Origin of the sequence: Mitsuaria sp. PDC51, from assembly GCF_900113225.1 — a bacterium.
Lineage (GTDB): Bacteria > Pseudomonadota > Gammaproteobacteria > Burkholderiales > Burkholderiaceae_C > Roseateles.
This window is the reverse complement of sequence record NZ_FOZE01000001.1, coordinates 631,965-657,067: the sequence shown is the minus strand read 5'-3', so window position 1 is coordinate 657,067 and position 25,103 is coordinate 631,965. Positions and strand designations below refer to the sequence as shown.

At 69.5% G+C, this 25,103-nt stretch carries 21 protein-coding genes; 13 read left to right on the top strand and 8 right to left on the bottom strand.

All coding sequences use genetic code 11. The annotated features are described in order from the left end of the window. Positions 1 to 53: 53 nt before the first annotated feature. Positions 54 to 779, top strand: a complete 726-nt coding sequence (locus BM393_RS02950) for a sigma-70 family RNA polymerase sigma factor (RefSeq protein ID WP_091721607.1) — start codon at positions 54 to 56, stop codon at positions 777 to 779. A 37-nt stretch (positions 780 to 816) separates the two neighbouring features. Here the strand turns inward: BM393_RS02950 and ubiB are convergent, their stop codons facing one another. Further along, positions 817 to 2,370 carry a ubiquinone biosynthesis regulatory protein kinase UbiB gene (gene ubiB, locus BM393_RS02945; RefSeq protein WP_091721604.1) on the bottom strand — a complete coding sequence of 518 codons (1,554 nt, stop codon included), beginning with the start codon at positions 2,368 to 2,370 and terminating at the stop codon, positions 817 to 819. 22 nt (positions 2,371 to 2,392) lie between these two features. Beyond that, complete coding sequence (locus BM393_RS02940; RefSeq protein ID WP_091721602.1) at positions 2,393 to 2,926, bottom strand: hypothetical protein; 534 nt, start codon at positions 2,924 to 2,926, stop codon at positions 2,393 to 2,395. Positions 2,927 to 3,119: 193 nt separating this feature from the next. On the opposite strand from BM393_RS02940, the gene BM393_RS02935 reads away from it, so the two are divergent. The 11 genes from BM393_RS02935 to BM393_RS02885 all read left to right on the top strand — a co-directional run bounded on the left by BM393_RS02935 (position 3,120) and on the right by BM393_RS02885 (position 15,709). Further along, positions 3,120 to 4,514, top strand: coding sequence for an undecaprenyl-phosphate glucose phosphotransferase (locus BM393_RS02935; protein ID WP_091721599.1), 1,395 nt, complete (start codon positions 3,120 to 3,122; stop codon positions 4,512 to 4,514). Between the two features lie 20 nt (positions 4,515 to 4,534). Further along, positions 4,535 to 5,701 (top strand): hypothetical protein, encoded by a 1,167-nt coding sequence (locus BM393_RS02930; protein ID WP_091721596.1) that lies wholly within the window; start codon positions 4,535 to 4,537, stop codon positions 5,699 to 5,701. A 12-nt stretch (positions 5,702 to 5,713) separates the two neighbouring features. Further along, positions 5,714 to 6,736, top strand: coding sequence for a UDP-glucose 4-epimerase GalE (gene galE, locus BM393_RS02925; protein ID WP_091721594.1), 1,023 nt, complete (start codon positions 5,714 to 5,716; stop codon positions 6,734 to 6,736). Positions 6,737 to 6,857: 121 nt separating this feature from the next. Continuing rightward, the gene (locus tag BM393_RS02920) at positions 6,858 to 8,267 is read left to right on the top strand and encodes a mannose-1-phosphate guanylyltransferase/mannose-6-phosphate isomerase (protein ID WP_091724977.1); all 1,410 of its coding nucleotides are present in this window, start codon (positions 6,858 to 6,860) and stop codon (positions 8,265 to 8,267) included. Between the two features lie 162 nt (positions 8,268 to 8,429). Next, entirely contained in the window at positions 8,430 to 9,710 is a 1,281-nt protein-coding gene (locus tag BM393_RS02915; protein ID WP_091721590.1) for a nucleotide sugar dehydrogenase, read from the top strand. 57 nt (positions 9,711 to 9,767) lie between these two features. Further along, on the top strand, positions 9,768 to 10,826 hold the full coding sequence (gene rfbB / locus BM393_RS02910; RefSeq protein ID WP_091721587.1) for a dTDP-glucose 4,6-dehydratase: 1,059 nt from the start codon (positions 9,768 to 9,770) through the stop codon (positions 10,824 to 10,826). Between the two features lie 21 nt (positions 10,827 to 10,847). Further along, entirely contained in the window at positions 10,848 to 11,729 is an 882-nt protein-coding gene (rfbD, locus tag BM393_RS02905; RefSeq protein ID WP_091721585.1) for a dTDP-4-dehydrorhamnose reductase, read from the top strand. A 14-nt stretch (positions 11,730 to 11,743) separates the two neighbouring features. Beyond that, complete coding sequence (gene rfbA, locus BM393_RS02900; protein ID WP_091721582.1) at positions 11,744 to 12,634, top strand: glucose-1-phosphate thymidylyltransferase RfbA; 891 nt, start codon at positions 11,744 to 11,746, stop codon at positions 12,632 to 12,634. Further along, on the top strand, positions 12,634 to 13,185 hold the full coding sequence (gene rfbC / locus BM393_RS02895; protein WP_091721579.1) for a dTDP-4-dehydrorhamnose 3,5-epimerase: 552 nt from the start codon (positions 12,634 to 12,636) through the stop codon (positions 13,183 to 13,185). The genes rfbA and rfbC overlap by 1 nt, the downstream gene beginning before the upstream one ends. Before the next feature lie 7 nt (positions 13,186 to 13,192). Beyond that, positions 13,193 to 14,350, top strand: a complete 1,158-nt coding sequence (wecB, locus tag BM393_RS02890; protein WP_091721577.1) for a non-hydrolyzing UDP-N-acetylglucosamine 2-epimerase — start codon at positions 13,193 to 13,195, stop codon at positions 14,348 to 14,350. Between the two features lie 132 nt (positions 14,351 to 14,482). After that, positions 14,483 to 15,709, top strand: coding sequence for an acyltransferase family protein (locus BM393_RS02885; RefSeq protein WP_091721575.1), 1,227 nt, complete (start codon positions 14,483 to 14,485; stop codon positions 15,707 to 15,709). 48 nt (positions 15,710 to 15,757) lie between these two features. Here the strand turns inward: BM393_RS02885 and kdsA are convergent, their stop codons facing one another. Continuing rightward, on the bottom strand, positions 15,758 to 16,597 hold the full coding sequence (gene kdsA, locus BM393_RS02880; RefSeq protein ID WP_091721573.1) for a 3-deoxy-8-phosphooctulonate synthase: 840 nt from the start codon (positions 16,595 to 16,597) through the stop codon (positions 15,758 to 15,760). 625 nt (positions 16,598 to 17,222) lie between these two features. Here kdsA and BM393_RS02870 point away from each other — a divergent pair. Then, complete coding sequence (locus BM393_RS02870; protein WP_175538165.1) at positions 17,223 to 18,854, top strand: Atrophin-1 multi-domain protein; 1,632 nt, start codon at positions 17,223 to 17,225, stop codon at positions 18,852 to 18,854. A gap of 85 nt (positions 18,855 to 18,939) precedes the next feature. Here the strand turns inward: BM393_RS02870 and BM393_RS02865 are convergent, their stop codons facing one another. The 5 genes from BM393_RS02865 to BM393_RS02845 all read right to left on the bottom strand — a co-directional run bounded on the left by BM393_RS02865 (position 18,940) and on the right by BM393_RS02845 (position 25,092). Continuing rightward, positions 18,940 to 20,277, bottom strand: a complete 1,338-nt coding sequence (locus tag BM393_RS02865) for a UDP-glucose/GDP-mannose dehydrogenase family protein (protein ID WP_091721569.1) — start codon at positions 20,275 to 20,277, stop codon at positions 18,940 to 18,942. 58 nt (positions 20,278 to 20,335) lie between these two features. Then, complete coding sequence (locus BM393_RS02860; protein WP_091721565.1) at positions 20,336 to 21,343, bottom strand: NAD-dependent epimerase; 1,008 nt, start codon at positions 21,341 to 21,343, stop codon at positions 20,336 to 20,338. Positions 21,344 to 21,434: 91 nt separating this feature from the next. Beyond that, on the bottom strand, positions 21,435 to 22,373 hold the full coding sequence (locus BM393_RS02855; RefSeq protein ID WP_091721562.1) for a hypothetical protein: 939 nt from the start codon (positions 22,371 to 22,373) through the stop codon (positions 21,435 to 21,437). Positions 22,374 to 22,397: 24 nt separating this feature from the next. After that, positions 22,398 to 23,621: a glycosyltransferase family 4 protein gene (locus BM393_RS02850; protein ID WP_091721557.1), complete on the bottom strand. Its 1,224-nt coding sequence runs from the start codon at positions 23,619 to 23,621 to the stop codon at positions 22,398 to 22,400. Between the two features lie 10 nt (positions 23,622 to 23,631). Next, complete coding sequence (locus tag BM393_RS02845) at positions 23,632 to 25,092, bottom strand: lipopolysaccharide biosynthesis protein (RefSeq protein WP_091721553.1); 1,461 nt, start codon at positions 25,090 to 25,092, stop codon at positions 23,632 to 23,634. Positions 25,093 to 25,103 lie beyond the last annotated feature (11 nt).

The following is a 25,103-nucleotide window of genomic DNA, read 5'->3' as shown; positions in this document are numbered from 1 at the left end:
CAGGGAGCCACTGGCTCCGGGAGAGGCCCACCGGATCTTCTTCGAGTCTGTCCATGAGCCATCACACCGAAGCCACGGCCCGCCCGCCGGGCCCCCTTGCGAAGTCCGGGGCGGCGAGCGCCACGCCCCACCCCTCCAGCGCCGCCGCCTGCGCGCCGCACGCCGCGCCGGACGAACCGGACGAACCGGTCGATCCGGAGCTGGCCCGGCAGCGCCAGCAACTGGTCCTGTCCCACATCATCAAGATCGCCCACGACGCCCGCAGCGATTCCAGCAAGCTCAAGCGCTTCCTGCGGCGCTACGAGCGCTCGCCCGGCGAGCTCGACGACATCATCCAGGACGCCATGCTCGAGGCCACCCGCTGCGCCGACCGCTTCCAGGGCCGCTCCACCGTCGAGACCTGGTTCTTCGGCATCGCAGCCAACGTCGCGCGCAACCATGTGGCGCGCTGCGCCAAACGCAATCGTCAGATGGAAAGCCTGGACGACGCGCCGCACACCCGGGACGGCGAATCGGTCCACCACGCGCGCGACGGCAGGAAGGATGTCAGCCAGCAGGTGGCCTATCGGCAACTGGCCGGCATCGTCGACGTCACGCTGTCGGGCCTGTCACCCGACCTGCGCTGCACCTTCGATCTGGCCTGCCTGCAGGAAGAGTCCTACCGCGAGGTCGCCGCGCTGCAGGCGATCCCGATCGGCACGGTGCGCTCACGGGTGAACCGCGTACGCACCCTGCTGCGCGCCCGCCTGAAGCAGGAATTCGCCGACTACGCAGTCTGACCCGGCGCTCCCCGGCCTCCCGGCCGGAGGCGCGCGATCAGTCGATCCAGCGCATCACCAGCTGGGTCAGCACCAGCGCGAGCGTGAATCCGCCGATGCCCCACAGCAGCGTCTGGAGCAGATGGTTGGTCCGCCGCTGCTCCAGCAGCAGCTGGCGCGTCAGGTCCGAATGCCCGCCTTCGGCGCGCTGGCGCAGCACCTCGTGCATCAGGCGGGGGAATTCCGGCACCATCTGCGCGAATCGCGGCGCCTCCTTCTTCAGCTGCCGCACGAAGGCGCGCCAGCCCACCTGCTCATCCATCCAACGCTCGAGGAAGGGCTTGGCCGTGGCCCAGAGATCCAGATCAGGATCGAGCTGCCTGCCCAATCCTTCAATGTTGAGCAGCGTTTTTTGCAGCAAAACCAGCTGCGGCTGAATCTCCACGTTAAATCTGCGGGAGATCTGAAACAGCCGCATCAGCACCTGGCCGAGCGAGATGTCCTTCAGCGGCTTGTCGAAATGCGGCTCGCAGACAGTGCGCACCGCCCCTTCCAGTTCATCGACGCGGGTCTCCGGCGGCACCCAGCCGGACTCGATGTGGAGCTCGGCCACCCGTTTGTAGTCGCGACGGAAGAAGGCGATGAAGTTCTGCGCCAGGTAATCCTTGTCGACCTCGGTGAGCGTGCCGATGATCCCGAAGTCCAGCGCCACGTAGTTGCCGAAGGTGTGCGGATCCAGGCTGACCTGGATGTTCCCCGGGTGCATGTCGGCGTGAAAGAAGCCGTCCCGGAAGACCTGCGTGAAGAAGATCGTGACGCCGTCGCGGGCCAGCTTCTTGATGTCGACGCCGGCCTCCCGCAGGCGCTCGAGCTGCGAGATCGGCACGCCGCGCATGCGCTCCATCACGATGACCTCGCTCCGGCAGAGCTCCCAGATCATCTCCGGCACCAGCACCAGGTGCAGGTCCTGCATGTTGCGGCGCAACTGGGCGGCGTTGGCGGCCTCGCGGACCAGGTCCAGCTCGTCGTGCAGGTAGGTATTGAATTCGGCGACCACCTCGCGCGGCTTGAGCCGGCGGCCGTCGGCGGAGAAGCGCTCCACCCAGCCCGCGACGGTGCGCATCAGCGCCAGGTCGTCCTCGATGATGTCGAGCATCCCCGGCCGCAGCACCTTCACCGCGACCTCCCGCCCGTCCATCAGCGTCGCGAAGTGGACCTGCGCGATCGAGGCGCTGGCCACCGGCTCGGCCTCGAAGGTGGCGAAAAGCTCCTCGATGCGGCGCCCGAAGGCGCGTTCGATCAGCTCGCGGGACAGCTCGGCCGGGAACGGCGGCACGTTGTCCTGCAGCTTGGACAGCTCCTCGATCATGTCCGGCGGCACCAGGTCGCGCCGCGTCGACAGCAGCTGACCGAACTTGACGAAGATCGGTCCGAGCCGCTCCAGCGCGAGCCGCAGCCGCACGCCGCGCGGCTGGTCCCAGGCGCGGCCGACCGAGATCAGCCGGCGCAGGAAACGGAAACGCCGACGCTTGAGCGTCGACAACGCCAGCTCGTCCAGCCCGAATCGGTAGAGGGTCCAGACGATGACCAGAAGGCGGGACAGATACCTCATGCCCGGACCGGATTCCCGGACCTCATGCCCGGCCCTGGCCGTCCGGCATGAAACGGCCCGCCTGGCGGGCCAGGGTCGCCATCGCGCCCGCGACGGCGCGTCCGAAGCGACCCAGCTGGTGCGCCACCGCCGGACCGGTGATGGCGGCGAGGTCGTCCTCGATGTCCCAGCGCACGTGATCGATCAACCAGTTGAAGTCGCCGGCCAGTTGCGCATCGCCGTCCACCCGCACCTCGGGCCGGGCGCCGGACAGCGCCGCGAAGGCCGCCGCCGCCGGATTCGCCGCGTCGAGTTCGATGAGCAGGTCCGGTTCTTGCCTAGGGCCATCCTCGTCGTCCAACCGTTCCAGAAGACCCGCCGGGGTGATGCGCAACCGCAGGTCCGGCGCGGCCGGCAGCATGGCCGGCCAGCCCACCAGGCGCAGCCGCAGCGTCTTGCCCGTGTGCGGGGCCAGGCGCGCGGTGGCGACCGGCTCGCGGGACATGACATGGTTGAGCAACAGCGTGATGCGATCCTGGAGCGCAGGGGCCAGGAGCTTGGACCATTCTTGAAGCATGGGGCGGATTGTAGGCAGGCCCGGAGGACGGCCTGATGAACGAGGAAACCGGTGACAAGCTAGGGCGTCCGGTTACGAGTTCGTGAGATGAATTGAGAGAGAATTTCCGGCTCCGGCCGGACAGGAGCGGCAGGCCGGCCCCGATGCCGCCCGCCGTACGGCCACGAGGGAAGCAACGAAGGACCAACGGGTGATGTTTGAGGACCGGAACTACAAGAGAACCTTCTACAGCGCGCCGCAGTCGGTCCAGTCGTTCATCGCGGCATTCCTGGAACCGACGCTGATCGTCCTGATCTACCTGTGCCTGCTGGCCTGGTTCGGCGAACCGGTCATGCGCTCCACCTACACGCTGTGCATGCTGGTGTTCGCGCTGACCTTCCCGGGACGCAACCGCTTCTCGGATCATCCCGCCAGCGCCGTGACCGACATCGTCGGTTCCTGGCTGATGCTGCTGCTGATCCTGGGCATGTTCGCCTACGCCACCAGCAGCTTCCATTACTTCGAGCGCCCGGTGCTGCTGTGGTGGGCGCTGCTGACGCCGCTGGCGCAGATCCTGGCGGTCGAGATCGGCCGGCGCGTGCTGCGCTGGCGCGCGCAGCAGCCCTCGGTGCGGCGCACCGCGGTGATCGTCGGCGCCGGGCCGCTGGGCGCGAAGGTCGGCCGGGCGCTGTCCTTCGGCTCCATCCGCGGCGTCGAGTGCCTGGGCTTCTTCGATGACCGCACCGACGACCGCCTCCATCCCGACAGCGTCGGCCGGGTGCTGGGCACGCTGCCGCAACTGAGCGACTACGTCCGCGCCAACGGCGTGCGCGAGGTCTACATCACGCTGCCGCTGGGCTCGCAGCCGCGCATCCTGCAGCTGCTCGAGCAGCTGCAGGGCACGACCGCCTCGCTGTTCTTCGTGCCGGACGTCTTCGGCATCAGCATCATCCAGGGCCGGCTGCAGGACGTGAACGGCGTGCCGGTGGTGGGCATCCTGGAAACCCCGTTCACCGGCGTGAACGAGGTGGTCAAGCGCATCAGCGACATCATCCTGGCCGCGCTCATCCTGGTGCTGATCTCGCCCATCCTGCTGATCCTGGCGATCGGCGTGAAGATGAGCTCGCCCGGCCCGGTCATCTTCAAGCAGCGCCGCAACGGCCTGGATGGCGAGGAGATCGTCGTCTACAAGTTCCGCTCGATGCGCGCGATGGACAACGGCGCGGTCGTCAAGCAGGCGACCAAGGGCGACCCGCGCATCACGCCGTTCGGGGCCTTCATCCGCAAGACCTCGCTGGACGAGCTGCCGCAGTTCATCAACGTGCTGCAGGGCCGCATGAGCATCGTCGGCCCGCGCCCGCACGCGGTCGCGCACAACGAGGAATACCGCCAGCTGATCAAGGCCTACATGGTCCGCCACAAGGTCAAGCCCGGCATCACCGGCTGGGCGCAGGTCAACGGCCTGCGCGGCGAGACCGACACCGTCGACAAGATGAAGGCGCGCGTCGAATACGATCTGGAGTACCTGCGCAACTGGTCGCTCGGCCTGGATCTCCAGATCATCGTGCGCACCGTGCGGCTGATGCTCTTCGACCGCCACGCCTATTGACCGCAGGAGACCTTCCCACGATGAACCGCCTCCACCGACTGTCACTGCCCTTCGCCCTGCTCGCGTCCGCCTCCTGCTGGGCCCAGAGCGACCAGGGCAGTCCCTGGTACCTGGGCGCCTCGCTGGGCCATTACTACACGGACAACGTGTTCCGCTCGAATGCCGCCGAAAGCAGCGACCGGCTCACCTCGCTGAGCCTGCTGGCCGGCGTGGACACGCGGCTGGGCCGCCAGCGGCTGCACGCGGACGGCCGCTTCAACGACACCCGCTACCAGGACAACAGCCGGCTGGACAACCGCGGCTACAGCCTGGACACCGGCCTGGACTGGGAAACCGCGGGCAACCTGTCGGGCACGCTGGACTACACCCGCGCGCGCACGCTGGCGGACTTCAACAGCAACACCGGCATCGCCCCCACCACCGAGCGCAATCTGCAGACCGACCAGAGCGCCGGCGGCAGCGTGCGCCTGGGCCTGCCGGGGCTGTCGCCGTTCACCCTCGAGGGCACCTTCGTGCGGCGCCAGCGCGACTATTCGCTGCCGCTGTGGGACACGCAGGAATACCGCCAGAACACCTCCTCCGTGGGCCTGCTCTACAACGCCAGCAGCGCCTGGCGCTTCGGCCTGGCCGGCCGCTACACCAAGGGCCGCGTGCCGGTGAACGGCTTCGAGTGGGACCGCAAGGACATCGACCTGACGGCGCTGTGGCGCGCCACCGGGGCCAGCAGCCTGAACGCGCGTCTGAGCCGCAGCACCTCGGACACCTTCACCGGCCTGACCGGCTCGCTGAACTGGAACTGGGCCCCGGGGGGGCGCTGGACCCTCAGCACCAAGCTGTCCCGGGACACGGGCGTCGAAACCTATTACCTGGGCATCAACAACGGCCAGTCCGACTTCAACCGGGTGCAGACGGCCTTCCAGACCCAGTTCAGCTACCGCATCACCGGCAAGCTCACCGCTCAGGCCGGCGTGGGCTTCACACGCCTGAGCCGCGATCGCGACATCGCCCTGGGCGGGATCCGTTCCAAGGACAACTCCAAGCAATACAGCCTCGGGCTGGCCTGGGAGGCGCTGCGCAACGTCACCGTGGGCTGCCAGTACACCCGCCTGGATCGCGACACGACCGACGTGATCTACTCCTACAACGCCTACACCGCCGGCTGCTACGTGCAGGGCATGATCCGCTGACCTTCCGACTCCATGGCCAACGACACCATCCTGCTGACCGGCGCGACCGGCTACATCGCTTCCCACACCTGGCTCGCGCTGCAGGCGGCCGGCTACCGCGTCGTCGGCGTGGACAACTTCAGCAACAGCTCGCCCAAGGTGCTGGATCGCCTGGCCGAGCTGAGCGGCCAGACCCCGCTGTTCGAGAAGCTCGACGTCTGCGACGGCGCGGCGCTGGACGCGGTGTTCAGCGAGTACAAGCCGGCCGCGGTGGTGCATTTCGCCGCGTTCAAGGCGGTCGGCGAGTCCACCGCCAAGCCGCTGAGCTACTACCGCAACAACCTGGACGGGCTGCTGACGGTCTGCGAGGCGATGCGCCGTCATGACTGCAAGCGCATCGTCTTCTCCTCCAGCGCCACCGTGTACGGCCAGCCCAGGTCGCTGCCGCTGCGCGAAGACGCCGAGCTGATGGCGGTCAACCCCTACGGCGCGACCAAGCTGATCGGCGAGGGCATCCTGCGCGACCTGGGCGCCTCGGACCCGCAATGGCAGACCGCCTGCCTGCGCTACTTCAACCCGGTGGGCGCGCATGAGAGCGGCCGCATCGGCGAGGACCCGCGCGGCATCCCCAACAACCTGATGCCCTACGTCACGCAGGTGGCGGTGGGCCGGCGCGCCAAGCTGTCGATCTTCGGCAACGACTACGACACCCCCGACGGCACCGGCGTGCGCGACTACATCCACGTCGTCGACCTGGCCGAGGGCCATGTCGCCGCGTTGAACTTCCTGCTGCGCGGCCAGGAGTCGATCTGGGTCAACCTGGGCACCGGCCGCGGCTACAGCGTGCTGGAACTGGTGAACGCCTTCGCCAAGGCCAGCGGCCGCGAGATCCCCTACGAGATCGTCGCCCGCCGCCCGGGCGACGTCGCCGCCTGCTACGCCGATCCGGCGCTGGCGCGCGAGAAGCTGGGCTGGAGCGCCCGCTTCGACCTGCAGCGCATGTGCGAGGACAGCTGGCGCTGGCAATCGTCCAATCCGAACGGTTTCGAGGGCTGATCCGCCGCTCTGCGACACTTCCGACCCATTTTTCGAATCCACAGCCCCGCATCGACATGCAAGTGGCGCCAGTTCCAGAGGGAGCAGTACCTTGAGCAAGATCGACACGCAACCGGTGATCATGGCGGGTGGCAGCGGCACGCGGCTGTGGCCGCTGTCCCGCGCCGGTTATCCCAAGCAGTTCCTGGTGCTGAACGGCAACACCAGCCTGTTCCAGCAGGCCGCGGACCGCCTGGCCACGCTCGGTGCCGAGGACATCGCGGTGAAGCCGCCGATCGTCGTCGGCAACGAGGAACACCGCTTCATGGTGCTGGACCAGCTGCGCGAGCAGCGGCTCGCGCCCAGCGCCGTCCTGCTGGAGCCGGTCGGCCGCAACACCGCGCCGGCGATCACGCTGGCGGCGCTGCAGGCGCTGGAAGGCGGCGAGGACCCGGTGCTGGTCGTCACCCCGGCCGACCAGACGGTCACCGACGGCCCGGCCTTCACCGCCGCGCTGCAGGACGCGGTGCGCCAGGCCAGCGGCGGCGCCATCGTCATCCTCGGCATCACGCCCGACCGGCCCGAGACCGGCTACGGCTACATCCGCGCCGGCGCCGAAGGCACCGGCCTGCGCGTCGAGGCCTTCGTCGAGAAGCCCGATGCCCCGACCGCCCAGAAGTACGTCGACCAGGGCGGCTACTACTGGAACAGCGGCATGTTCGTGTTGCGCGCCAGCGTCTGGCTGAAGGCGCTGCAGCAGTTCCGCCCCGACATCGACCAGGCCACGCGCGTGGCCTTCGGCGGCAAGGCGGTGGACGGTCCCTTCGTGCGCCCGGCCAAGGACGCCTTCGCGGTCGTGCCGTCGGAATCGATCGACTACGCCGTGATGGAGCGCTGCCCCGGCAGCCCGGTCGCGCTGCGCATGGTGCCGCTGGACGCCGGCTGGAACGACCTGGGCGCCTGGGAAGCGGTCTGGCAGGTGGCGGAGAAGGATGCCGCCGGCAACGCCAGCCGCGGCGACGCGATCATCGCGGACAGCCGCAACACGCTGGTGCACGCGACCAGCCGGCTGGTCTCGGCGGTGGGGCTGGACAACATCGTCGTCGTCGAGACGCCGGACGCGGTGCTGGTCGCCGATCGCAGCAAGAGCCAGGACGTCAAGAAGATCGTCAGCCAGCTGACCGCCGCCCAGCGCGACGAGCAGAACCTGCACCGCAAGGTGCACCGCCCCTGGGGCTGGTACGACAGCATCGACATGGGCGAGCGCTTCCAGGTCAAGCGCATCATGGTCAAGCCCGGCGCCTCGCTGAGCCTGCAGATGCACCACCATCGCGCCGAACACTGGATCGTGGTGCAGGGCACCGCCGAGATCGTCAACGGCGACAAGACCCTGCTGCTGACCGAGAACCAGTCGACCTACATCCCGCTGGGCCAGGTCCATCGCCTGTCCAACCCGGGCAAGGTGCCGCTGGAGATCATCGAGGTCCAGTCCGGCTCCTACCTGGGCGAGGACGACATCGTGCGCTACCAGGACACCTACGGCCGGAACTGAGGCCCGGGCCCCGCTTGAGGGGTCGGCGCCGACCTGAAAACCGGATACAAAGCCGACCATCGCGCGGGGCGCCCGGACCTTCCGGTCCGGTGGGGACGCTCCGGGCCCACCACAACAGGACGCCGGCGTCGCAGCGACGTCGGCCGTCGACAGGAGAAGATCGTGTCCGTGATTGCCGTCGTCGGATTGGGATATGTGGGACTGCCGCTGGTGGTCGAGTTCGGCAAGCACGGACGGACCATCGGCTTCGACATCGCCGAGGACAAGGTCGCCAAGTGCCGCGCGGGCACCGACCCGTCGCGCGAGCTGAGCGACGAGGAAGTGCGCGCGGCCGTGCACGCCGAGTACCACAGCGACCCGGCCTGCCTGGCCGAGGCCGACGTCATCATCGTGGCCGTGCCCACGCCGGTGGACGAGGCCAAGATCCCCGACTTCCGCCCGCTGATCGGCTCGTCCACCAGCGTGGGCCGGCACATGAAGCGCGGCGCGGTCGTCGTGTACGAATCGACCGTCTATCCCGGCGCGACCGAGGAGGTCTGCATTCCGGTGCTGGAGCGCGAATCCGGCTTCAAGTGGAAGCAGGACTTCTTCGTCGGCTACAGCCCCGAGCGGATCAATCCCGGCGACAAGGACCACACGCTGACGAAGATCCTCAAGATCGTCTCCGGCGACACGCCCGAGACGCTGGAGATCGTCGCCAGGACCTACGAGCGCATCATCGTGCCGGGCGTGCACCGCGCCTCCAGCATCAAGACGGCCGAGGCGGCCAAGGTCATCGAGAACACCCAGCGCGACCTGAACATCGCGTTGATGAACGAGCTGGCGATCATCTTCGAGCGTCTGGGCCTGGACACCTCCGAGGTGCTGGAGGCCGCCGGCACGAAGTGGAACTTCCTCAAGTTCAAGCCGGGCCTGGTCGGCGGCCACTGCATCGGCGTGGACCCCTACTACCTGACGCACAAGGCCGACATGCTCGGCTACCACCCGCAGGTCATCCTGGCGGGCCGGCGCATCAACGACGGCATGGGCAAGTTCATCGCCGAGCAGACCATCAAACAGATGATCGCCGCGGGCTCGCCGATCAAGGGGGCCAAGGTCAACGTGCTGGGCCTGACCTTCAAGGAGGACTGCGGCGACCTGCGCAACTCCAAGGTGATCGACATCATCCGCGAGCTCAGGACCTACGGCGTCGAGGTCTTCGTCACCGACCCGGCGGCCGAGGCCGACGAAGCGATGCACGAATACGGCGTGCGGCTGCAAGCCTTCGAGGACCTGCCCCGCGCCGACGCCATCGTGGCGGCGGTCGCGCACCGCGAGTACAAAGCGCTGGCGGCCGGCGCGCTCGCCGCCAAGCTGGTGGAAGGCGGCGCCTTCATCGACGTCAAGGCGGCCTTCCGGGCCGACGATCTCCGTGCCGCCGGCCTCAGGGTCTGGCGGCTGTAATCCGACCGGCGTCACCGCCCGCCCGGGTCGCGACGCCACACATTTCAGGGAAGTTTCATGACGATCCTCGTCACCGGCGGTGCCGGATTCATCGGCAGTAATTTCGTGCTCGACTGGTTCAAGACCTCGGACGAGCCGGTCGTCAACCTGGACGCCCTCACCTACGCGGGCAACCTCGAGAACCTGGCCTCGCTGAAGGACGACGCGCGCCACGTCTTCGTCAAGGGCGACATCTGCGACCGCGCGCTCGTCGATCAGCTGCTGGCCACGCACCGCCCGCGCGCGATCGTGCACTTCGCGGCCGAGTCCCACGTCGACCGCTCCATCCACGGCCCCGGCGCCTTCATGCGCACCAATGTCGAGGGCACCTTCACGCTGCTGGAGGCCGCGCGCGGCTACTGGAGCGCGCTGGAGGGCGAAGCCAAGGCGGCCTTCCGCTTCCATCACGTCTCCACCGACGAGGTCTACGGCTCGCTGAAGGCCGAGGACCCGCCCTTCGCCGAGACGAATCCCTACGAGCCGAACAGCCCGTACTCGGCCTCCAAGGCGGCCAGCGACCACCTGGTCCGCGCCTGGCACCACACCTACGGCCTGCCGGTGGTGACGACCAACTGCTCCAACAACTACGGGCCGTATCACTTCCCCGAGAAGCTGATCCCGCTGATGATCGTCAACGCGCTGGCCGGCAAGCCGCTGCCGGTGTACGGCGACGGCCAGCAGATCCGCGACTGGCTCTACGTCACCGACCACTGCTCGGGCATCCGCGCGGTGCTGGCTGGCGGCACGCTGGGCGAGACCTACAACATCGGCGGCTGGAACGAGAAGGCCAACATCGACATCGTGAAGACGGTGTGCGCCCTGCTCGACGAACTGCGCCCCGATCCCGCCGGCCCCTACTCGCGGCTCATCACCTACGTGAAGGACCGCCCCGGCCACGACCGCCGCTACGCGATCGACGCCCGCAAGATCGAGCGCGACCTGGGCTGGCGCCCCGCCGAGACCTTCGAGACCGGCATCCGCAAGACGGTGCAGTGGTACCTGGCCAACGAGGACTGGGCCTCGCGCGTCCTCTCGGGCGCGTACCGCGAGTGGGTCTCGCAGCAATACGGCGCCTGAGCGCCCGGGCAGGACATCGGCATGAAGATTCTGCTGCTCGGAAAGAACGGCCAGCTCGGCTGGGAACTGCAACGCGCGCTCGCCCCGCTGGGCGAGTTGGTCGCGCTGGATCGCCATGAGGGCGGCGACCTTGGCGACAGCGAGGCGCTGCGCGCCACGGTGCGCCGCGTGGCGCCCGACGTGATCGTCAATGCCGCGGCCTACACCGCCGTCGACAAGGCCGAGAGCGAGCCCGAGGCCGCGCGCCAGATCAACGCGCTGGCCCCCGGCGTGCTGGCCGAGGAGGCCAAGGCCCGGGGCGCGCTGCTGGTCCACTACTCGACGGACTACGTCTTCGATGGCGCCGGCTCGGACTGGCGCTTCGAGGACGCGCCCACCGGCCCGCTGAGCGTCTACGGCAAGACCAAGCTCGAAGGCGAGCAGCGCATCGCCGCGAGCGGCGCCGATGCGCTGGTGCTGCGCACCAGCTGGGTCTACGCGGCGCGCGGCGGCAACTTCGCCAAGACCATGCTGCGGCTGGCGGCCGAGCGCGAGCAGCTCAAGGTCGTCGCCGACCAGATCGGCGCGCCCACCGGCGCGGACCTGCTGGCCGACGTCACCGCCCACCTGATCCGCGACACGCTGCGGGACCGCGCGCTGTGCGGCATCTACCACGCCGTGGCGAGCGGCGAGACCAGTTGGCACGCCTACGCCCGGCATGTCCTCAACCGCGCCCGCGACAAGGGACTGGCGCTGAAGGTGCAGCCCGAGCAGGTCGAAGCGCTGCCCAGCAGCGCCTATCCGACGCCGGCGCCGCGCCCGCTGAACTCGCGCCTGGACAACCACAAGCTGCAGGACCGCTTCGGGCTGGTGCTGCCGCACTGGCAGGTCGGCGTCGACCGCCTGCTCGAAGAAATCCTGTGATTGGAGAGACCGCGATGAGCAACACCCCCCGCAAGGGCATCATCCTGGCCGGCGGCTCCGGCACCCGGCTGCACCCGGCGACGCTGGCCATCAGCAAGCAGCTGCTGCCGGTCTACGACAAGCCGATGGTCTATTACCCGCTCAGCACCCTGATGCTGGCGGGCATGCGCGACATCCTGCTGATCAGCACGCCGCAGGACCTGCCGCGCTTCGAGGCCCTGCTGGGCGACGGCGCGCGCTGGGGCCTGAACCTCCAGTACTGCGTGCAACCCAGCCCGGACGGTCTGGCGCAGGCCTTCGTGCTCGGCAAGGACTTCATCGGCGGCGCGCCCAGCGCGCTGGTGCTGGGCGACAACATCTTCTACGGCCACGACTTCGCCGGCCTGCTGGACAGCGCCGATGCGCAGACCGACGGCGCCACCGTCTTCGCCTACCACGTGCACGACCCGGAGCGTTATGGCGTGGTCGAGTTCGATGCCGCCCAGCGCGCGGTCAGCATCGAGGAAAAGCCCAAGGCGCCCAAGAGCAACTACGCGGTGACCGGCCTGTACTTCTACGACCGCCAGGTCTGCGACATCGCCGCCGACATCAAGCCCAGCCCGCGCGGCGAGCTCGAGATCACCGACGTCAACGCCCGCTACCTCGAGCAGCAGCAGCTGCGCGTCGAGATCATGGGCCGCGGGTACGCCTGGCTGGACACCGGCACGCATGACAGCCTGATGGAAGCCGGCCAGTTCATCGCGACGCTGGAGAAGCGCCAGGGCCTGAAGGTCGCCTGCCCCGAGGAGATCGCCTACCGCCAGGGCTGGATCACGGCCGAGCAGCTGGAGAAGCTGGCGCAGCCGATGCTCAAGAACGGATATGGCCAGTACCTGAAGCAGGTGCTCAACGAACAGGTGTTCTGATGAATATGATCCCGACCGCGCTGCCCGAGGTGCTGATCATCGAGCCGAAGGTCTTCGGCGACGCGCGCGGCTTCTTCATGGAGAGCTGGACCGAGCCGAAGTTCAACGCCGCCTGCGGCTACGACGTGCGCTTCGTGCAGGACAACCATTCGCGCTCCAGCCAGGGCGTGCTGCGCGGCCTGCACTTCCAGCTGCCGCCGCACGCGCAGGGCAAGCTGGTGCGCTGCACCGCCGGCGCGGTGTTCGACGTGGCCGTGGACATGCGCCGCTCCAGCCCCAACTTCGGCAAGTGGGCCGGCGTCGAGCTCACCGGGGAGAACCATCGTCAGCTCTGGATCCCGCCGGGCTTCGCCCACGGCTTCCTGGTGCTGAGCGAGACCGCCGACTTCCTCTACAAGACCACCGACCTCTACGCGCCGCAGGCCGAGGGCTCGGTGCGCTGGGACGATCCGGCCATCGGCATCGACTGGCCGAGGCTGGGCGTCGAGTTCAAGCTCGCCGAGAAGGACGCGAAGGCGCCGCTGCTCGCCGACGCCAAGTCCTTCGACTGACCCGCCGATGGCCGCGCCCCTGCTGCACCTGATCGCGGGCGCGCGACCCAACTTCATGAAGCTCGCGCCGCTGGTGCGGGCGCTGCGCGCGGACGGCCGGCTCGACTGGCGGCTGATCCACACCGGCCAGCACCACGACGCCGCGATGAGCGGTGTCTTCTTCGACGAGCTCGGGCTGCCGCCGCCGGACGTCTCGCTGGACTGCCACGGCGGCGGCCACGCGCGGCTGACGGCCGCCATCCTGCAGGGCTATGAGCCGCACCTGCTGGCCGACCGGCCCGCGGCCTGCGTCGTCGTCGGCGATGTCGACTCGACGCTCGCCTGCGCGCTGGCGGCCCGCAAGCTGGGCGTGCGGGTGGCGCATGTCGAGGCCGGCCTGCGCAGTGGCGACATGACCATGCCGGAAGAGATCAACCGCCGCGCCACCGACGCGATCGCGGACTGGCTCTTCACGACCGAGCCGAGCGCCGCCGCCCACTTGCGCCGCGAAGGTCATCCCGACACCCGCATCGTCGAGGTCGGCCATGTGATGGTCGACAACCTCCTGTTCCAGCTCGACCGCCTGGAGGCCGGCGACGCCCCGGCCCGGGCCGCCGAGGCCGCGGCGCTCGCCGCGCTCGACGCGGCTGGCGCCCGGCACGCGATCGCCGGCCGCTTCGGCGTGGTCACGCTGCACCGGCCGTCCAACGTCGACGAGCCGGCCCAGCTCGCGGCGCTGATGGCGGCGCTGGGCACGCTCGCCGGGCGGCTGCCGCTGCTCTTCCCGGTCCATCCGCGCACCCGCGACCGGCTGGCGGCGCTGGGCCTGGCGCCCACGCCGGGCCTGCACCTGCTGCCGCCGCTGCCTTACCGTCCCTTCCTGGCGCTGTGGCGCCGCGCCGCGCTGGTGCTCACCGACAGCGGCGGCCTGCAGGAGGAAACCACCGCGCTGGGCATCCCCTGCCTCACCGTGCGCGACAACACCGAGCGGCCGGTGACGGTGGACCTGGGCACCAACCGCATCGCCGGCACCGACGCCGCGCGCGTCCTGGCGCTGGCAGGGCAGCGGCTGGACGAACTCGACGCCGCCGGCCCTGACACCGCCCCGGTGCGCCGCCCCCCGCTGTGGGACGGCCGGTCGGCCGCGCGCATCGTCGAGCGCCTGGCGACGGATCTGCTCCGCTGAGCCTCCCCCCGCGTTCCGGGGGTCTGCCCCGGGAAGTTGTCACGCTGGCGTGAAGCCGGGCGGGGTCGCGGGCGTACAGTTGCGGCCTCACGCGCTCAGAGAAGCGCCGGGCCTGGGCAGAGGGGGATCGCCATGGATGTTTCAACCGCTTCCACCAGGGAGGCGCACCGCCCCGGCATCGCCGGCGCAGCGGATCTGGACCTCGACAGGACCCGCGCGACGCTGATGGTCCTGGGCATCGCCCTGCACACCGCGGACGTCTTCATCACCTCGGGCGACTGGCTGGTCGCCGACAGCCACCGCAGCGCCTTCTTCGACGCGCTGGTCGCGCTGATCCACAGCTTCCGGGTGCCCGGCTTCTTCCTGCTGTCGGGCCTGCTCTTCGCCGGCAGCCTGCGCCGCCACGCCACGCCCGACCTGCTCGTGCGCCAGCTGCTGCGCCTGGGGGTGCCGCTGCTGAGCTGCTGGCTGCTGCTCAACGGCGCGCAGCAGGCACTGCTCGCCTGGCAACGGGGCGCCGATCCCTGGGCGGCGCTGGACGGCCTGTCCGCCCCGGTGTTCCACCTCTGGTTCCTGCGCGACCTGCTGGTGCTGAACCTGCTGGTGCTCGCCGCCTGGGCCATCGCCCAGGGCCGGCATCGCCGCGCCACCCGGACCGCCGCCCGCGGCGCCGGGCGCTTCGCCGCCTGGCTCTCGCGTGCCGGCGACGCCGGGCCGGCGCACTGGCTGTCGGTGGCGCTGGCCGGCGCGCTGCTGGGCCATGCCTTGATCCTCGCTGTCCGGCTGACCGGCATCGCCTACGAGGCCGGCCCGGGCGACCTGACGCTGTTCAACCTGGCCTTCTACGCGCCGCTGTTCCTCGCCGGCCTGGCGCTGTGGCATCGCCCCGCCTGGCTGCGGGCGTGGCTGTCGACGCCGCTCTGGCTGCTGCCGGTGGCCGCCTTCGCGGCCAACTGGGGCGACGCGGCCAGCGCCACGCTGCCGCATCCGCTGGCCCGCGAGGCCGCACTGGCGGTGGAACTGCTGGGCATCTGGATCGCGACCGGCGCCGCCGTGGGCGCGCTGGGGCGCTGGCGCACCGGCCCGCGCGGCTGGCTCGGCCGCATGCTCGCCGAGGCGAGCTACACGATCTTCCTCGTCCACCACCTGCTGGTGGTGGCGCTGGCGCTGCTGCTGCTGCCGCTCGATTGGCCGGCGGCGGTCAAGTTCCCGATCATCGCGCTGGCCACGCTGGCGCTGAGTCTGGCGATCCACCGCTGGCTGGTGCGGCCCTTCGCCCTCATGCGGCTGCTCTTCAACGGCCGCACGCCCGCCCCTCAGGGCGAGCGCCCGGTCACGCCCGCGCCGGGCCGCGCCTGATCCGGCGCTTGATCCGGCGCCGGCCCGCGCGGCCAGGGGCCGCGGCGGTCAGTGGGTGTCCAGAACCGGGAAACCCTTGACCAGGTCGTCGATCGCCTTGACCTGCTCCAGGAAGGGCTTGAGCTGCGACAGGCGCAGCGCGCTGGGGCCGTCGCACAGCGCCTTCTCGGGCTCGGGATGGGCCTCCAGGAACAGGCCGGCCAGGCCGATCGCCATGCCGGCGCGGGCCAGCTCGGTGACCTGGCCGCGGCGGCCGCCCGAGGCGGCGGCACCGGACTCGCGCTGCTGCAGCGCATGGGTCACGTCGAAGATCACCGGCTTGCCACCGCTGACCTGCTTCATCACGCCGAAGCCCAGCATGTCGACGACCAGGTTGTCGTAGCCGAACTGGGCGCCGCGGTCGCACAGCATCACGTTCGGATTGCCGCCTTCCTCGAACTTCTCGACGATGTTCTTCATCTGCGGCGGGCTGACGAACTGCGGCTTCTTGATGTTGATCACCCGGCCGGTCTTCGCGAGCGCGATCACCAGGTCGGTCTGGCGGGCCAGGAAGGCCGGCAGTTGCAGCACGTCGCAGACGGCGGCCACCTCGGCCGCCTGGTGGGGTTCGTGCACGTCGGTCAGCACCGCGACGCCATGCGCCTTCTTCACCGCCTCGAAGATCTTCAGGCCGGCCTCCAGGCCCGGGCCGCGGTAGCTCTTGATCGACGACCGGTTGGCCTTGTCGAAGGACGCCTTGAAGACGTAGGGAATGCCCAGTTCCCGGGTCACGCGCAGGTATTCGCCGCACACGTCGACCGCGAACTGCTCCGACTCCAGCACGTTGACACCGCCGAACAGCACGAACGGCCGGGCGTTGTCGACCACGATGTCATTGATCTTGACCATCTCGATTCCGATTCCCTGAGGCGAAGGCGCGGAGTATCCCATAGGCCCCTCTGGCGACCGGCCGCCTCCTGGCCGCCTCGCCCCCCTCGTTGAGGGGCCGGCATCGACCGGCCTGCCCGCCCATCTTGGGCCCGTCCGGGGGCCCGTCAGGGACCCGTCGGGGACCCGTCGGGAATCGGCTGACACCTCCTTCAGCGGGTTGCTTTCCCGAGTTTCGTGCGACGTCCGATGTTTTGTTTCGAATATCGAACCCCAGTATCTCGGGCCCGAGGACGAGTATGTAACGACGGGCAATAACCCCTCGATCCGAGACATCCGTCAGGTTGTCAACCCTCGACCTGGATGTTTCAAAGAGTACCTCCCCGCAGCTGCCCAATATTCCCGGAATCCCCCGCGTGTGGCCGGCGTCCACTCTGGAAATCAGCCCATCGGACTCCGCATACTGAGTCATGGCCGCAACACCTGCCCAGCCGGGCGGGAATGAAGCAGTCAATTTCCCGGGTGCCAACATCCAGTAACAAGAATCCCGCCCGACGCCTGCAACGAGGCGTCGGCGCGCAAGAAGAAGAGATACCGGCATTTACTCGTCAACGCGCTCCGCGCATTTTCAGCAGTTCGAAACACCATGACGAAAACCTCTTCTTCCTTTGGAATCTCCGCCGGCCTGAGCGCCTGCGCGCTCGCCGCCAGCCTGCTGCTGGCCGGTTGCGGCGGCGGGGGCGGCAGCAGCGCCGCCGGCGTCGCGCCGCTGGCCCTGGAGACGCCGCCGACCGCGGCGTCCACCCCGGTCTCGGTCGCCACCACGCCCGCCTCGCCGGCCAGCGAGGCCGTCGCCGGCGTCGCCGTCCTGGCCGCCGACGCCATCGCCCGCCCCTCCGCGACCGTCGCCTGCACCGCGGGCAACTTCGGCAGCTTCCTGCGTCCGTTCAGCCCGGATTCGCCGTGGAACAGCCGCCCGGTCGGCGCGGTGCTGGGGTCGGCGACGATCCCGGCCTCCACCTATTACCCGTCCGTGGACAGCGGCACCTGGTCGAGCGCCGCCTTCGAGGCGTCGGAAACCGACGCGCCCATGGTCGTGACCGGCACCAACACGCAAGGCGTGTGGGATCCGGACAGCGAGGTCTACCGTCCCAGCATCACCATCCCGCACTGGCCGGCGCAGACGCAGCCGGCCACCGGCAGCGATGGTCACGCCGAGATCGTCGACGCCGCCGCCGGGGTCATCCATTCGTTCTGGGGCCTCAAGCAGGTCGACGGCGCCTGGGTGACCAACCAGTACGCCTGGACGCCGCTGGCCGGCCGTGGCATGGGCGACCCGTCGCACTACTACCAGGGCGCGCGCGCCGCGGGCGTGTCGACGATCGGCGGCCTGATCCGCATCCATGAGGCCAACGACGGCGCGGCCAGCTACAGCCACGCGCTGGCCATGTCGCTGGACTTCACCGGCCTGAGCGCCGCCCCGACCTACCGCTTCCCGGCCACCTCGGCGGATTCGAATGCGGCCACGACCAACAGCGGCCAGATCCCGATGGGCTCGCTGCTGATGCTGCCGGCCAGCTTCGACGCGCAGGCGCTGGCCACGCCGGAGCTGCGCAAGATCGCCGAGACGCTGAAGAAGTACGGCGCCTACGTCGTGGACCGCAACCACGGCACGCCCTTCGTCATCTACGTGGAGATCGGCGCCGACCTCAAGCTGCACAAGAACGGCTGGAGCAGCAGCACGGCCACCGACCTGGACACCATTCGCGCCGCGCTGCGTCCGCTGGAGAGCGCGGCCTGGTGGGTCGACGGGAACAACAAGAACAGCAGCTCGGTGACCAGCACGGCGATGAACCTGCTGTCGATGCGCGGCGCCTGGTGGCGCACCAAGGGCACGGTCAGCGGCGAGTTCGACACCTGGCGCCAGGCGCTGGTCTTCCCCGCGACGACAACGCTGATCGAGCAGGCCAATGCGACCGGCCGGGCGATGAACCCGGTGAGCTGGGCGCTGCCGGTGGCTGGTGATCCGTATCGGCTCACCGTCGCGGGCACCGGCGGCGCGACCTTCCGCATGACCATCGCCGACCGCCAGACGGGCGCCACCGTCTACGACACCGGGTATCTGGCCGACGGCGCGGTGCTCAACTTCACCTGGCCGGCGGGCACCAGCTTCAAGGTCACGACCTGGGGCCGCAGCGGCACCGCCAACGTGGAATCGACGCTGCGCCCGACGCTGGTCCGCGCCAGCGGGGCCACGGGCAGCGTCTGCGCGTCCTGACGCGCAGGGGCTGAAAGGACAACGCCGCGTCCCTTGCGGGACGCGGCGTTGTCGTTGCGAGGACGCAGGCCCCGGCGCCGACGCCTCAATCCGACTTGCGCTTGCCGCGGCCGATCGCGTGGTGCTCGATGCCCAACGTCGACATCAGCGCCGGTTCGTACAGGTTGCGACCGTCGAAGACCACCGGCTGCTTGAGCTCGGACTTGATGCGGTCGAAGTCCGGCGTGCGGAACTCCTTCCACTCGGTCACGATCACCAGCGCGTCGGAATCCGCCAGCGCGTGCTCCGCGCGTTCGCAGAAGCTCACGCCCTGCACCTGCGCGAGCAGCTTGCTGGCCTCGCTCATCGCCACCGGGTCGTAGGCCGCGATGGCCGCGCCGCGCTTGACCAGCTCCTCGATGATCACCAGCGACGGCGCCTCGCGCATGTCGTCGGTGTTGGGCTTGAACGCCAGGCCCCACAGGGCGAAGCGCTTGCCCGCCAGGTCCTGGCCGAATCGCGCCACGATCTTGTCCACCAGCACCAGCTTCTGCCGGTCGTTGGCTTCCTCGACGGCGTTCAGCACCTTCAGTTCCTGGTCGTACTCGCGGCCGGTGCGCACCAGCGCCTTGACGTCCTTGGGGAAACACGAACCGCCATAACCGGCGCCCGCGTACAGGAACTGGTAGCCGATGCGCGGGTCCGAGCCGATGCCGCGACGCACCAGCTCGATGTCCGCGCCGACCTTCTCCGCCAGCAGCGCCAGCTCGTTCATGAAGCTGATGCGCGTGGCCAGCATCGCGTTGGCGGCGTACTTGGTGAACTCGGCGCTGCGCACGTCCATCACGAAGAGCCGGTCATGGCTGCGGGTGAACGGCGCGTAGAGCGCGCGCATCATCAGCGTGGCCTGCTCGTCGTCGGAACCCACGACGATGCGGTCAGGCTTCATGAAGTCCTCGATCGCCGCGCCTTCCTTCAGGAACTCGGGGTTGGACACCACCGCGAAACCGACGGTCGCATCGCGCCGGGCCAGTTCCTCGGCGATGGCGGCGCGGACCTTGTCCGCGGTGCCCACCGGCACGGTGCTCTTGTCCACGACCACCTTGTAGTCGGTCATGCGCTGGCCGATCGAGCGCGCCGCGGCGAGCACGTACTGCAGGTCGGCCGAGCCGTCCTCGCCCGGGGGCGTGCCCACCGCGATGAACAGGATGGTGCCGTGGTTGACCGCCGCGTCGACGTTGGTGGTGAACTGCAGCCGGCCGGCCTCGACGTTGCGCTTGACCACCGCGTCCAGGCCCGGCTCGTGGATGGGAATGCCGCCCTCGTTGAGGATGCGGATCTTCTCGGCATTCACATCCAGGCAGACCACGTGGTTGCCCATCTCGGCCAGGCAGGCGCCGGTGACCAGGCCCACGTAGCCGGTGCCGATCGTCGTGACTTTCATTCCAGTACTCCTGATTGAATCAACGGGGACGGACCGGTTCGCCGGTCCGCCTGGGATCTCATTGCTTGAAGTAGTCGCGGTACCAGGCGACGAAACGCCGGATGCCCTCGGGCACCGGCATCGCCGGGCGGAAACCGGTCCATTCGGCCAGTTCCTCGACGTCCGCGTGGGTGGCCGGGACGTCGCCATCCTGCAGCGGCAGGAACTCCTTGATCGCCTCGCGGCCCACCGCCTGCTCGATCGCCGCGATGAAGTCCATCAGCGGGATCGGCGCGTGGTTGCCGATGTTGAACACGCGGTACGGCGCGTTGGAGCGCGCCGGGTCCGCCTTCACCGGGTCGTAGGCCGGGTCGGGCGTGGCGCTGCGGTCGAGCACCCGCACCACGCCTTCGGCGATGTCGTCGATGTAGGTGAAGTCGCGGATCATCTTCCCGTGGTTGAAGACCTTGATCGGCTCGTTCGCGAGGATGGCCTTGGTGAACAGGAACAGCGCCATGTCGGGCCGGCCCCAGGGGCCGTACACGGTGAAGAAGCGCAGCCCCGTCGTGGGCAGCTTGAACAGATGGCTGTAGGTGTGCGCCATCAGCTCGTTGGCCTTCTTGGTCGCGGCATACAGGCTGACCGGGTGGTCCACGCCGTGGTGCTCGCTGAAGGGCATCAGCGTGTTGCCGCCATAGACGCTGGAGCTCGACGCGTAGGCCAGGTGCTGCACACCGGTGTGGCGGCAGCCCTCGAGGATGTTGGTGAAGCCGACGATGTTGGCGTCGATGTAGGCATGCGGGTTCACCAGCGAATAACGCACGCCGGCCTGCGCCGCCAGGTGCACGACGCGATCGAAGCGGTGCTTGGCGAAGAGGTCGGCGATGCCCTGACGGTCCGCCACGTCCATGTGCACGAACTCGAAGCCGGGCCGGCCGTTCAGGCGCGCCAGCCGGTCGTGCTTGAGCCGCGGATCGTAGTAGTCGTTGAGGTTGTCCAGGCCGACCACCTGGTCGCCCCGCGCCAGCAGGATCTGGCTGACATGCATGCCGATGAAGCCGGCGGCGCCGGTGACGAGGATCTTCAAGCGCACTCCCGCGAATCGATGAACGCAATGCCGGCCATTCTCCATGACGGATCACGCCGGGCGGACGCCGGTCCCTTGCTCATGGGGGGTGTCATCCGCGCAACCGTCCCAGCAGGCCCTTGACCATCGTCTTGGCCGCCACCTCCAGGCGCTCGGCGCGGGTGCGCGAGGCCGCCTGGCGCAGCAGCGCGGCGACCTCGTCGCGCGTCATCAGCGGGTAATGCGCCTCGCGGCTCAGGCCGTCGACGTCCTCCTGCTGCCCATTCCACAGCCGCACCGGGAAGCGGTAGAAGCGATAGCGCGGGTCGTACAGCGGCAGCAGGTCGACATCGGGCCGCTGCGCCGGGTTGAGCAGGCCCAGCACCGGCACGTGGATGGTCTGCGCGTCCGACAGCCAGGTCGCCAGCCAGGCGAAGGAACTCACGCTGGTGACGACGTGCCGCGCGCTGCGCAGGCGCTCGAAGTCCGCCAGCACGCCCTGGCTGCGCACGACGCGCGCATCGGGCATCGCCTCCATCAGCAGGCGCGAGTACCAGTCGTCCTCGATCTGGCCGAACAGCACCGGACGCAGGCCGGTCTCGCGGGCCAGTTGCCGGTAATAGGCCGGCGGCACCGGGCCGTAGTCCGGGTGGCACTGGCCGAGGATCTCGGCGCCCCGCACGCTGATGAGCAACTCGTCGTCGCCGTGGCGCTCGACCTCGGCCCGGCCCGCCGGGAACAGCGCCTGGTAGGCCGAGGGCGGCAGGTAGTTGGCCATGCGCGAGCCGATGCCCACCAGCTTCATGTCGCGCAGCACGCCGGCCTTGACCAGCGAGGCCACGCCGTCGATGTCGATCAGGTGGCCGCGCAATTCCACCGGCTTGGCGCGCGGCGCCGGTTCCTCGCCGCCCTTGAGCGACCACAGCGGCATGTCGTAGCCGACGATGTCGAGCTCCGGAATCCGCGAGCGCAGCGAATGCCCGAGCATCAGCTGCATCATCTGGTTGCCCAGGTTGCCGGTGGGCTGGATGCGGAAGGTGACCGCGCTCATCGAGGGTGCTCCGTGTTGATCGTTTCAGTGCCCGCGCAGTTCCGCATACAGGGCCTCGTAGGTGTTGCCGATGGCGGCCATGCCGAAGTCGCGCGCGGCGCTCTCCGCCAGGGCGGCCGACGAGGCCGGCGTGCGCTGCGCCAGCAGCTGCAGGCACAGCCGCGCGAACTCCTGCGGATCGCGCGACGGCGTGTTCACCGCGTCCGGCCGCTCGCCGACGATCCAGCCGGTGATCTCCGGGATGTCCATCACCGCCACGGCCAGCCCCGCGCACATCGCCTCGACGATGGCCGTGCCGAAGCCCTCCTGGCGCGAGCAGAACGCGAACAGGTCGACCGCGCGCAGGATCTCGTGGATGTCCTCGCGCCGCCCCAGGAAACGCACGCCGCCGATGCCGCGCTCGGCCATGTACTGCTGCAGCTGGACGTGGAAGGGGTTGGTGTCCTCGTTGCCCGGCCCGATGATCAGCAGGACCGCGTCGGGCCGCTCGCGCCGGATGGTCTCGAAGGCGGCGATCAGCAGGTCGTAGCCCTTGCGGTGCTCGACCGCGCCGATGCTCGCCATCACCGGCACGCCCTCGGGAATGTCCAGCGCGGCGCGCGCGCGCGCGATCTCGTCGGGCATGGGCAGGTAATAGCGCGCGGTCTCCACGCCGTTGGCCACCAGCAGCACCCGCTCGGGCGCCACGCCCACGCTGCAGGCCATGCGCTTGAGGCTGGGCGAGATCGCGATGTAGCGGTGCACCGAGCCCAGGCAGGCGCGGTACAGCTTGCCCATCAGCCGGCGCCGCGTCAGCGTGGCGGGGTCGTCGGACTCGGCCAGCGTCAGCTTGACGATGGTCTTGCGACCCAGCCACTTCAGCACCGGCATGGCCAGCAGTTCGGGCCCCTGCACCGAGTGGAAATGGAAGACGCGGAACTTGGGGTGCGCCAGCGCGAACAGCACGATGCGCAGCGTCCAGATCAGCTTGCGCAGGTTGGAGCGCGCCGCGGTGAAGGTGCGCCGCCGGTAGAGGTCGAAGGACTCGTGCCGCAGGTCGGCATCGGCGCCGTCGCCGTTGTCGGCCAGGAAGGCGACCTCGCAGCCGCGCGTCTGGAGTTCGGCGCCCAGGCGCAGCGCCTGCACGATCGCGCCACCGAATTCGGGCGGGAAGGTGAAGCACACCATCAGGATGGCGCCATCGGCGGCCGAGGCGGTGGCCCGGGATTCGTCGAGCGGATCGGCAGTGGCGGGAACAGGGGAAGTCATCGGGGACGCCTCAGGATGCACGGGACAGCTTGCCGCGGAACATGGCCTTGACCGAGGCCATCTTCTGCGGCGCGAGGACGGCCATCAGGCCGAGGTAGCAGGCGGCGAAGAGCGCGTACTGCGCGGCCAGGCGCCACAGGCCGGTCCGGCCCAAGGCCGCCGCGTGGCCGAAGATCCAGCGGTCGCCGCCCCAGACCAGCACGCCGGCGGCCAGCGCCGCGAGCACCTGGTAGCCGATCGCGCGCAGCAGCGGCGCCGGGCCGGTCTCGAGCAGGCGCAGCACCGCGGCCATCGTCAGCAGCAGGTTGAGCACGGTGGCGATCAGGTAGGCCTGCGTCAGCCCCACCACGCCGAAATGGATGCCCGCGGCGAAGGACGCGACCTGCAGCACCGAGCCGATCACGCCATAGCGCAGCATCAGCCCGGCCTGGCCGGTGGCCAGGAAGGCGCTGCCCGAGGTGCTCAGCACCGACTGGATGAAGCCGGTGGGCGCCAGCCACGCGAGCAGCACCTCGGCGCCCGCCCACTTCGCGCCGAAGACCACGGCCACCGTCGGCTCGCGGAAGAACCAGAGCGCGGCCATCACCGGCGCGGTGCCGAAGGTGATCACGCCCAGCGAGCGCAGGTACACCTCGGCCATCTGCGCGCGACCGCCCTGCTGGTGCGCCTGCGTCAGCAGCGGGAACACCGCGCGGGCCACCACGTGGCTGATGTTCTGCACCGGGAACAGCATCAGCCGGTAGGCCACGCTGTACAGGCCCAGCACCGCCGAGCCCAGCACCTTGCCGATGATGAAGCTGTCGGCGTTGCGGGCGAAGTAGTTGACGAACTGGAACGCGGACACGTTGCCGCTGTAGCCCGAGATCTCCCGCAGCCCGTCCCAGCGCGGCCGCGGCGCGGGCCGCCAGTCCGACATCGCCCACAGCATCGCGCCCTGCACCGTCGCGGCCACCAGGGTCTGCGCCACCAGCGCGTACACGCCCCAGCCGGCCAGCGCGGCGCCGACCGCGGCCAGCAGCGCCAGCACCACGGCGACGCTCTCCACCGCGGCGATGCGCTTGAACTGCGACGCCCGCTCCAGCAGCGACTGGTGGACGATGCTGCTGCACGCCACCGGGAAGGACAGCGCCATCAGGCACAGCACCGGCACCAGCGTCGGGGCGTCGTAGAAATGCGCCACGGCGGGCGACGCCGCCATCAGGGTCAGGCAGATCAGGCCGCCCAGCGCCATGTTGAGCCAGAACACCGAGGCCTTGAGGCCCTCGGTCAGCGTCTGGCGCTGGATCAGCGCCGAGCCGGTGCCGAAGTCGCGGAACAGCATCGCGAAGTTGGTGAAGATCGCCGCGATCGCCAGCAGCCCGTAGTCCGACGGCGACAGCAGCCGCGCCAGCAGCGTCACGCTGGCGATCTGCGAGCCGATGCGGGCCAGCTGCGAGAAGGCCGCCCATTTGATGTTGTGCAGGATGGACACGCGCGCGTTCC

What these genes read in the sequence shown, in the direction of transcription:
- BM393_RS02850 (WP_091721557.1), bottom strand. Translation starts at nt 23,621, where the DNA reads ATGACTTCCCCTGTTCCCGCCACTGCCGATCCGCTCGACGAATCCCGG.
- BM393_RS02930 (WP_091721596.1), top strand. Translation starts at nt 4,535, where the DNA reads ATGAACCGCCTCCACCGACTGTCACTGCCCTTCGCCCTGCTCGCGTCC.
- BM393_RS02885 (WP_091721575.1), top strand. Translation starts at nt 14,483, where the DNA reads ATGGATGTTTCAACCGCTTCCACCAGGGAGGCGCACCGCCCCGGCATC.
- BM393_RS02865 (WP_091721569.1), bottom strand. Translation starts at nt 20,277, where the DNA reads ATGAAAGTCACGACGATCGGCACCGGCTACGTGGGCCTGGTCACCGGC.
- BM393_RS02870 (WP_175538165.1), top strand. Translation starts at nt 17,223, where the DNA reads ATGACGAAAACCTCTTCTTCCTTTGGAATCTCCGCCGGCCTGAGCGCC.
- BM393_RS02950 (WP_091721607.1), top strand. Translation starts at nt 54, where the DNA reads ATGAGCCATCACACCGAAGCCACGGCCCGCCCGCCGGGCCCCCTTGCG.
- kdsA (WP_091721573.1), bottom strand. Translation starts at nt 16,597, where the DNA reads ATGGTCAAGATCAATGACATCGTGGTCGACAACGCCCGGCCGTTCGTG.
- rfbD (WP_091721585.1), top strand. Translation starts at nt 10,848, where the DNA reads ATGAAGATTCTGCTGCTCGGAAAGAACGGCCAGCTCGGCTGGGAACTG.
- BM393_RS02935 (WP_091721599.1), top strand. Translation starts at nt 3,120, where the DNA reads ATGTTTGAGGACCGGAACTACAAGAGAACCTTCTACAGCGCGCCGCAG.
- BM393_RS02920 (WP_091724977.1), top strand. Translation starts at nt 6,858, where the DNA reads ATGGCGGGTGGCAGCGGCACGCGGCTGTGGCCGCTGTCCCGCGCCGGT.
- BM393_RS02855 (WP_091721562.1), bottom strand. Translation starts at nt 22,373, where the DNA reads ATGAGCGCGGTCACCTTCCGCATCCAGCCCACCGGCAACCTGGGCAAC.
- ubiB (WP_091721604.1), bottom strand. Translation starts at nt 2,370, where the DNA reads ATGAGGTATCTGTCCCGCCTTCTGGTCATCGTCTGGACCCTCTACCGA.
- wecB (WP_091721577.1), top strand. Translation starts at nt 13,193, where the DNA reads ATGGCCGCGCCCCTGCTGCACCTGATCGCGGGCGCGCGACCCAACTTC.
- rfbA (WP_091721582.1), top strand. Translation starts at nt 11,744, where the DNA reads ATGAGCAACACCCCCCGCAAGGGCATCATCCTGGCCGGCGGCTCCGGC.
- rfbC (WP_091721579.1), top strand. Translation starts at nt 12,634, where the DNA reads ATGAATATGATCCCGACCGCGCTGCCCGAGGTGCTGATCATCGAGCCG.
- galE (WP_091721594.1), top strand. Translation starts at nt 5,714, where the DNA reads ATGGCCAACGACACCATCCTGCTGACCGGCGCGACCGGCTACATCGCT.
- rfbB (WP_091721587.1), top strand. Translation starts at nt 9,768, where the DNA reads ATGACGATCCTCGTCACCGGCGGTGCCGGATTCATCGGCAGTAATTTC.
- BM393_RS02940 (WP_091721602.1), bottom strand. Translation starts at nt 2,926, where the DNA reads ATGCTTCAAGAATGGTCCAAGCTCCTGGCCCCTGCGCTCCAGGATCGC.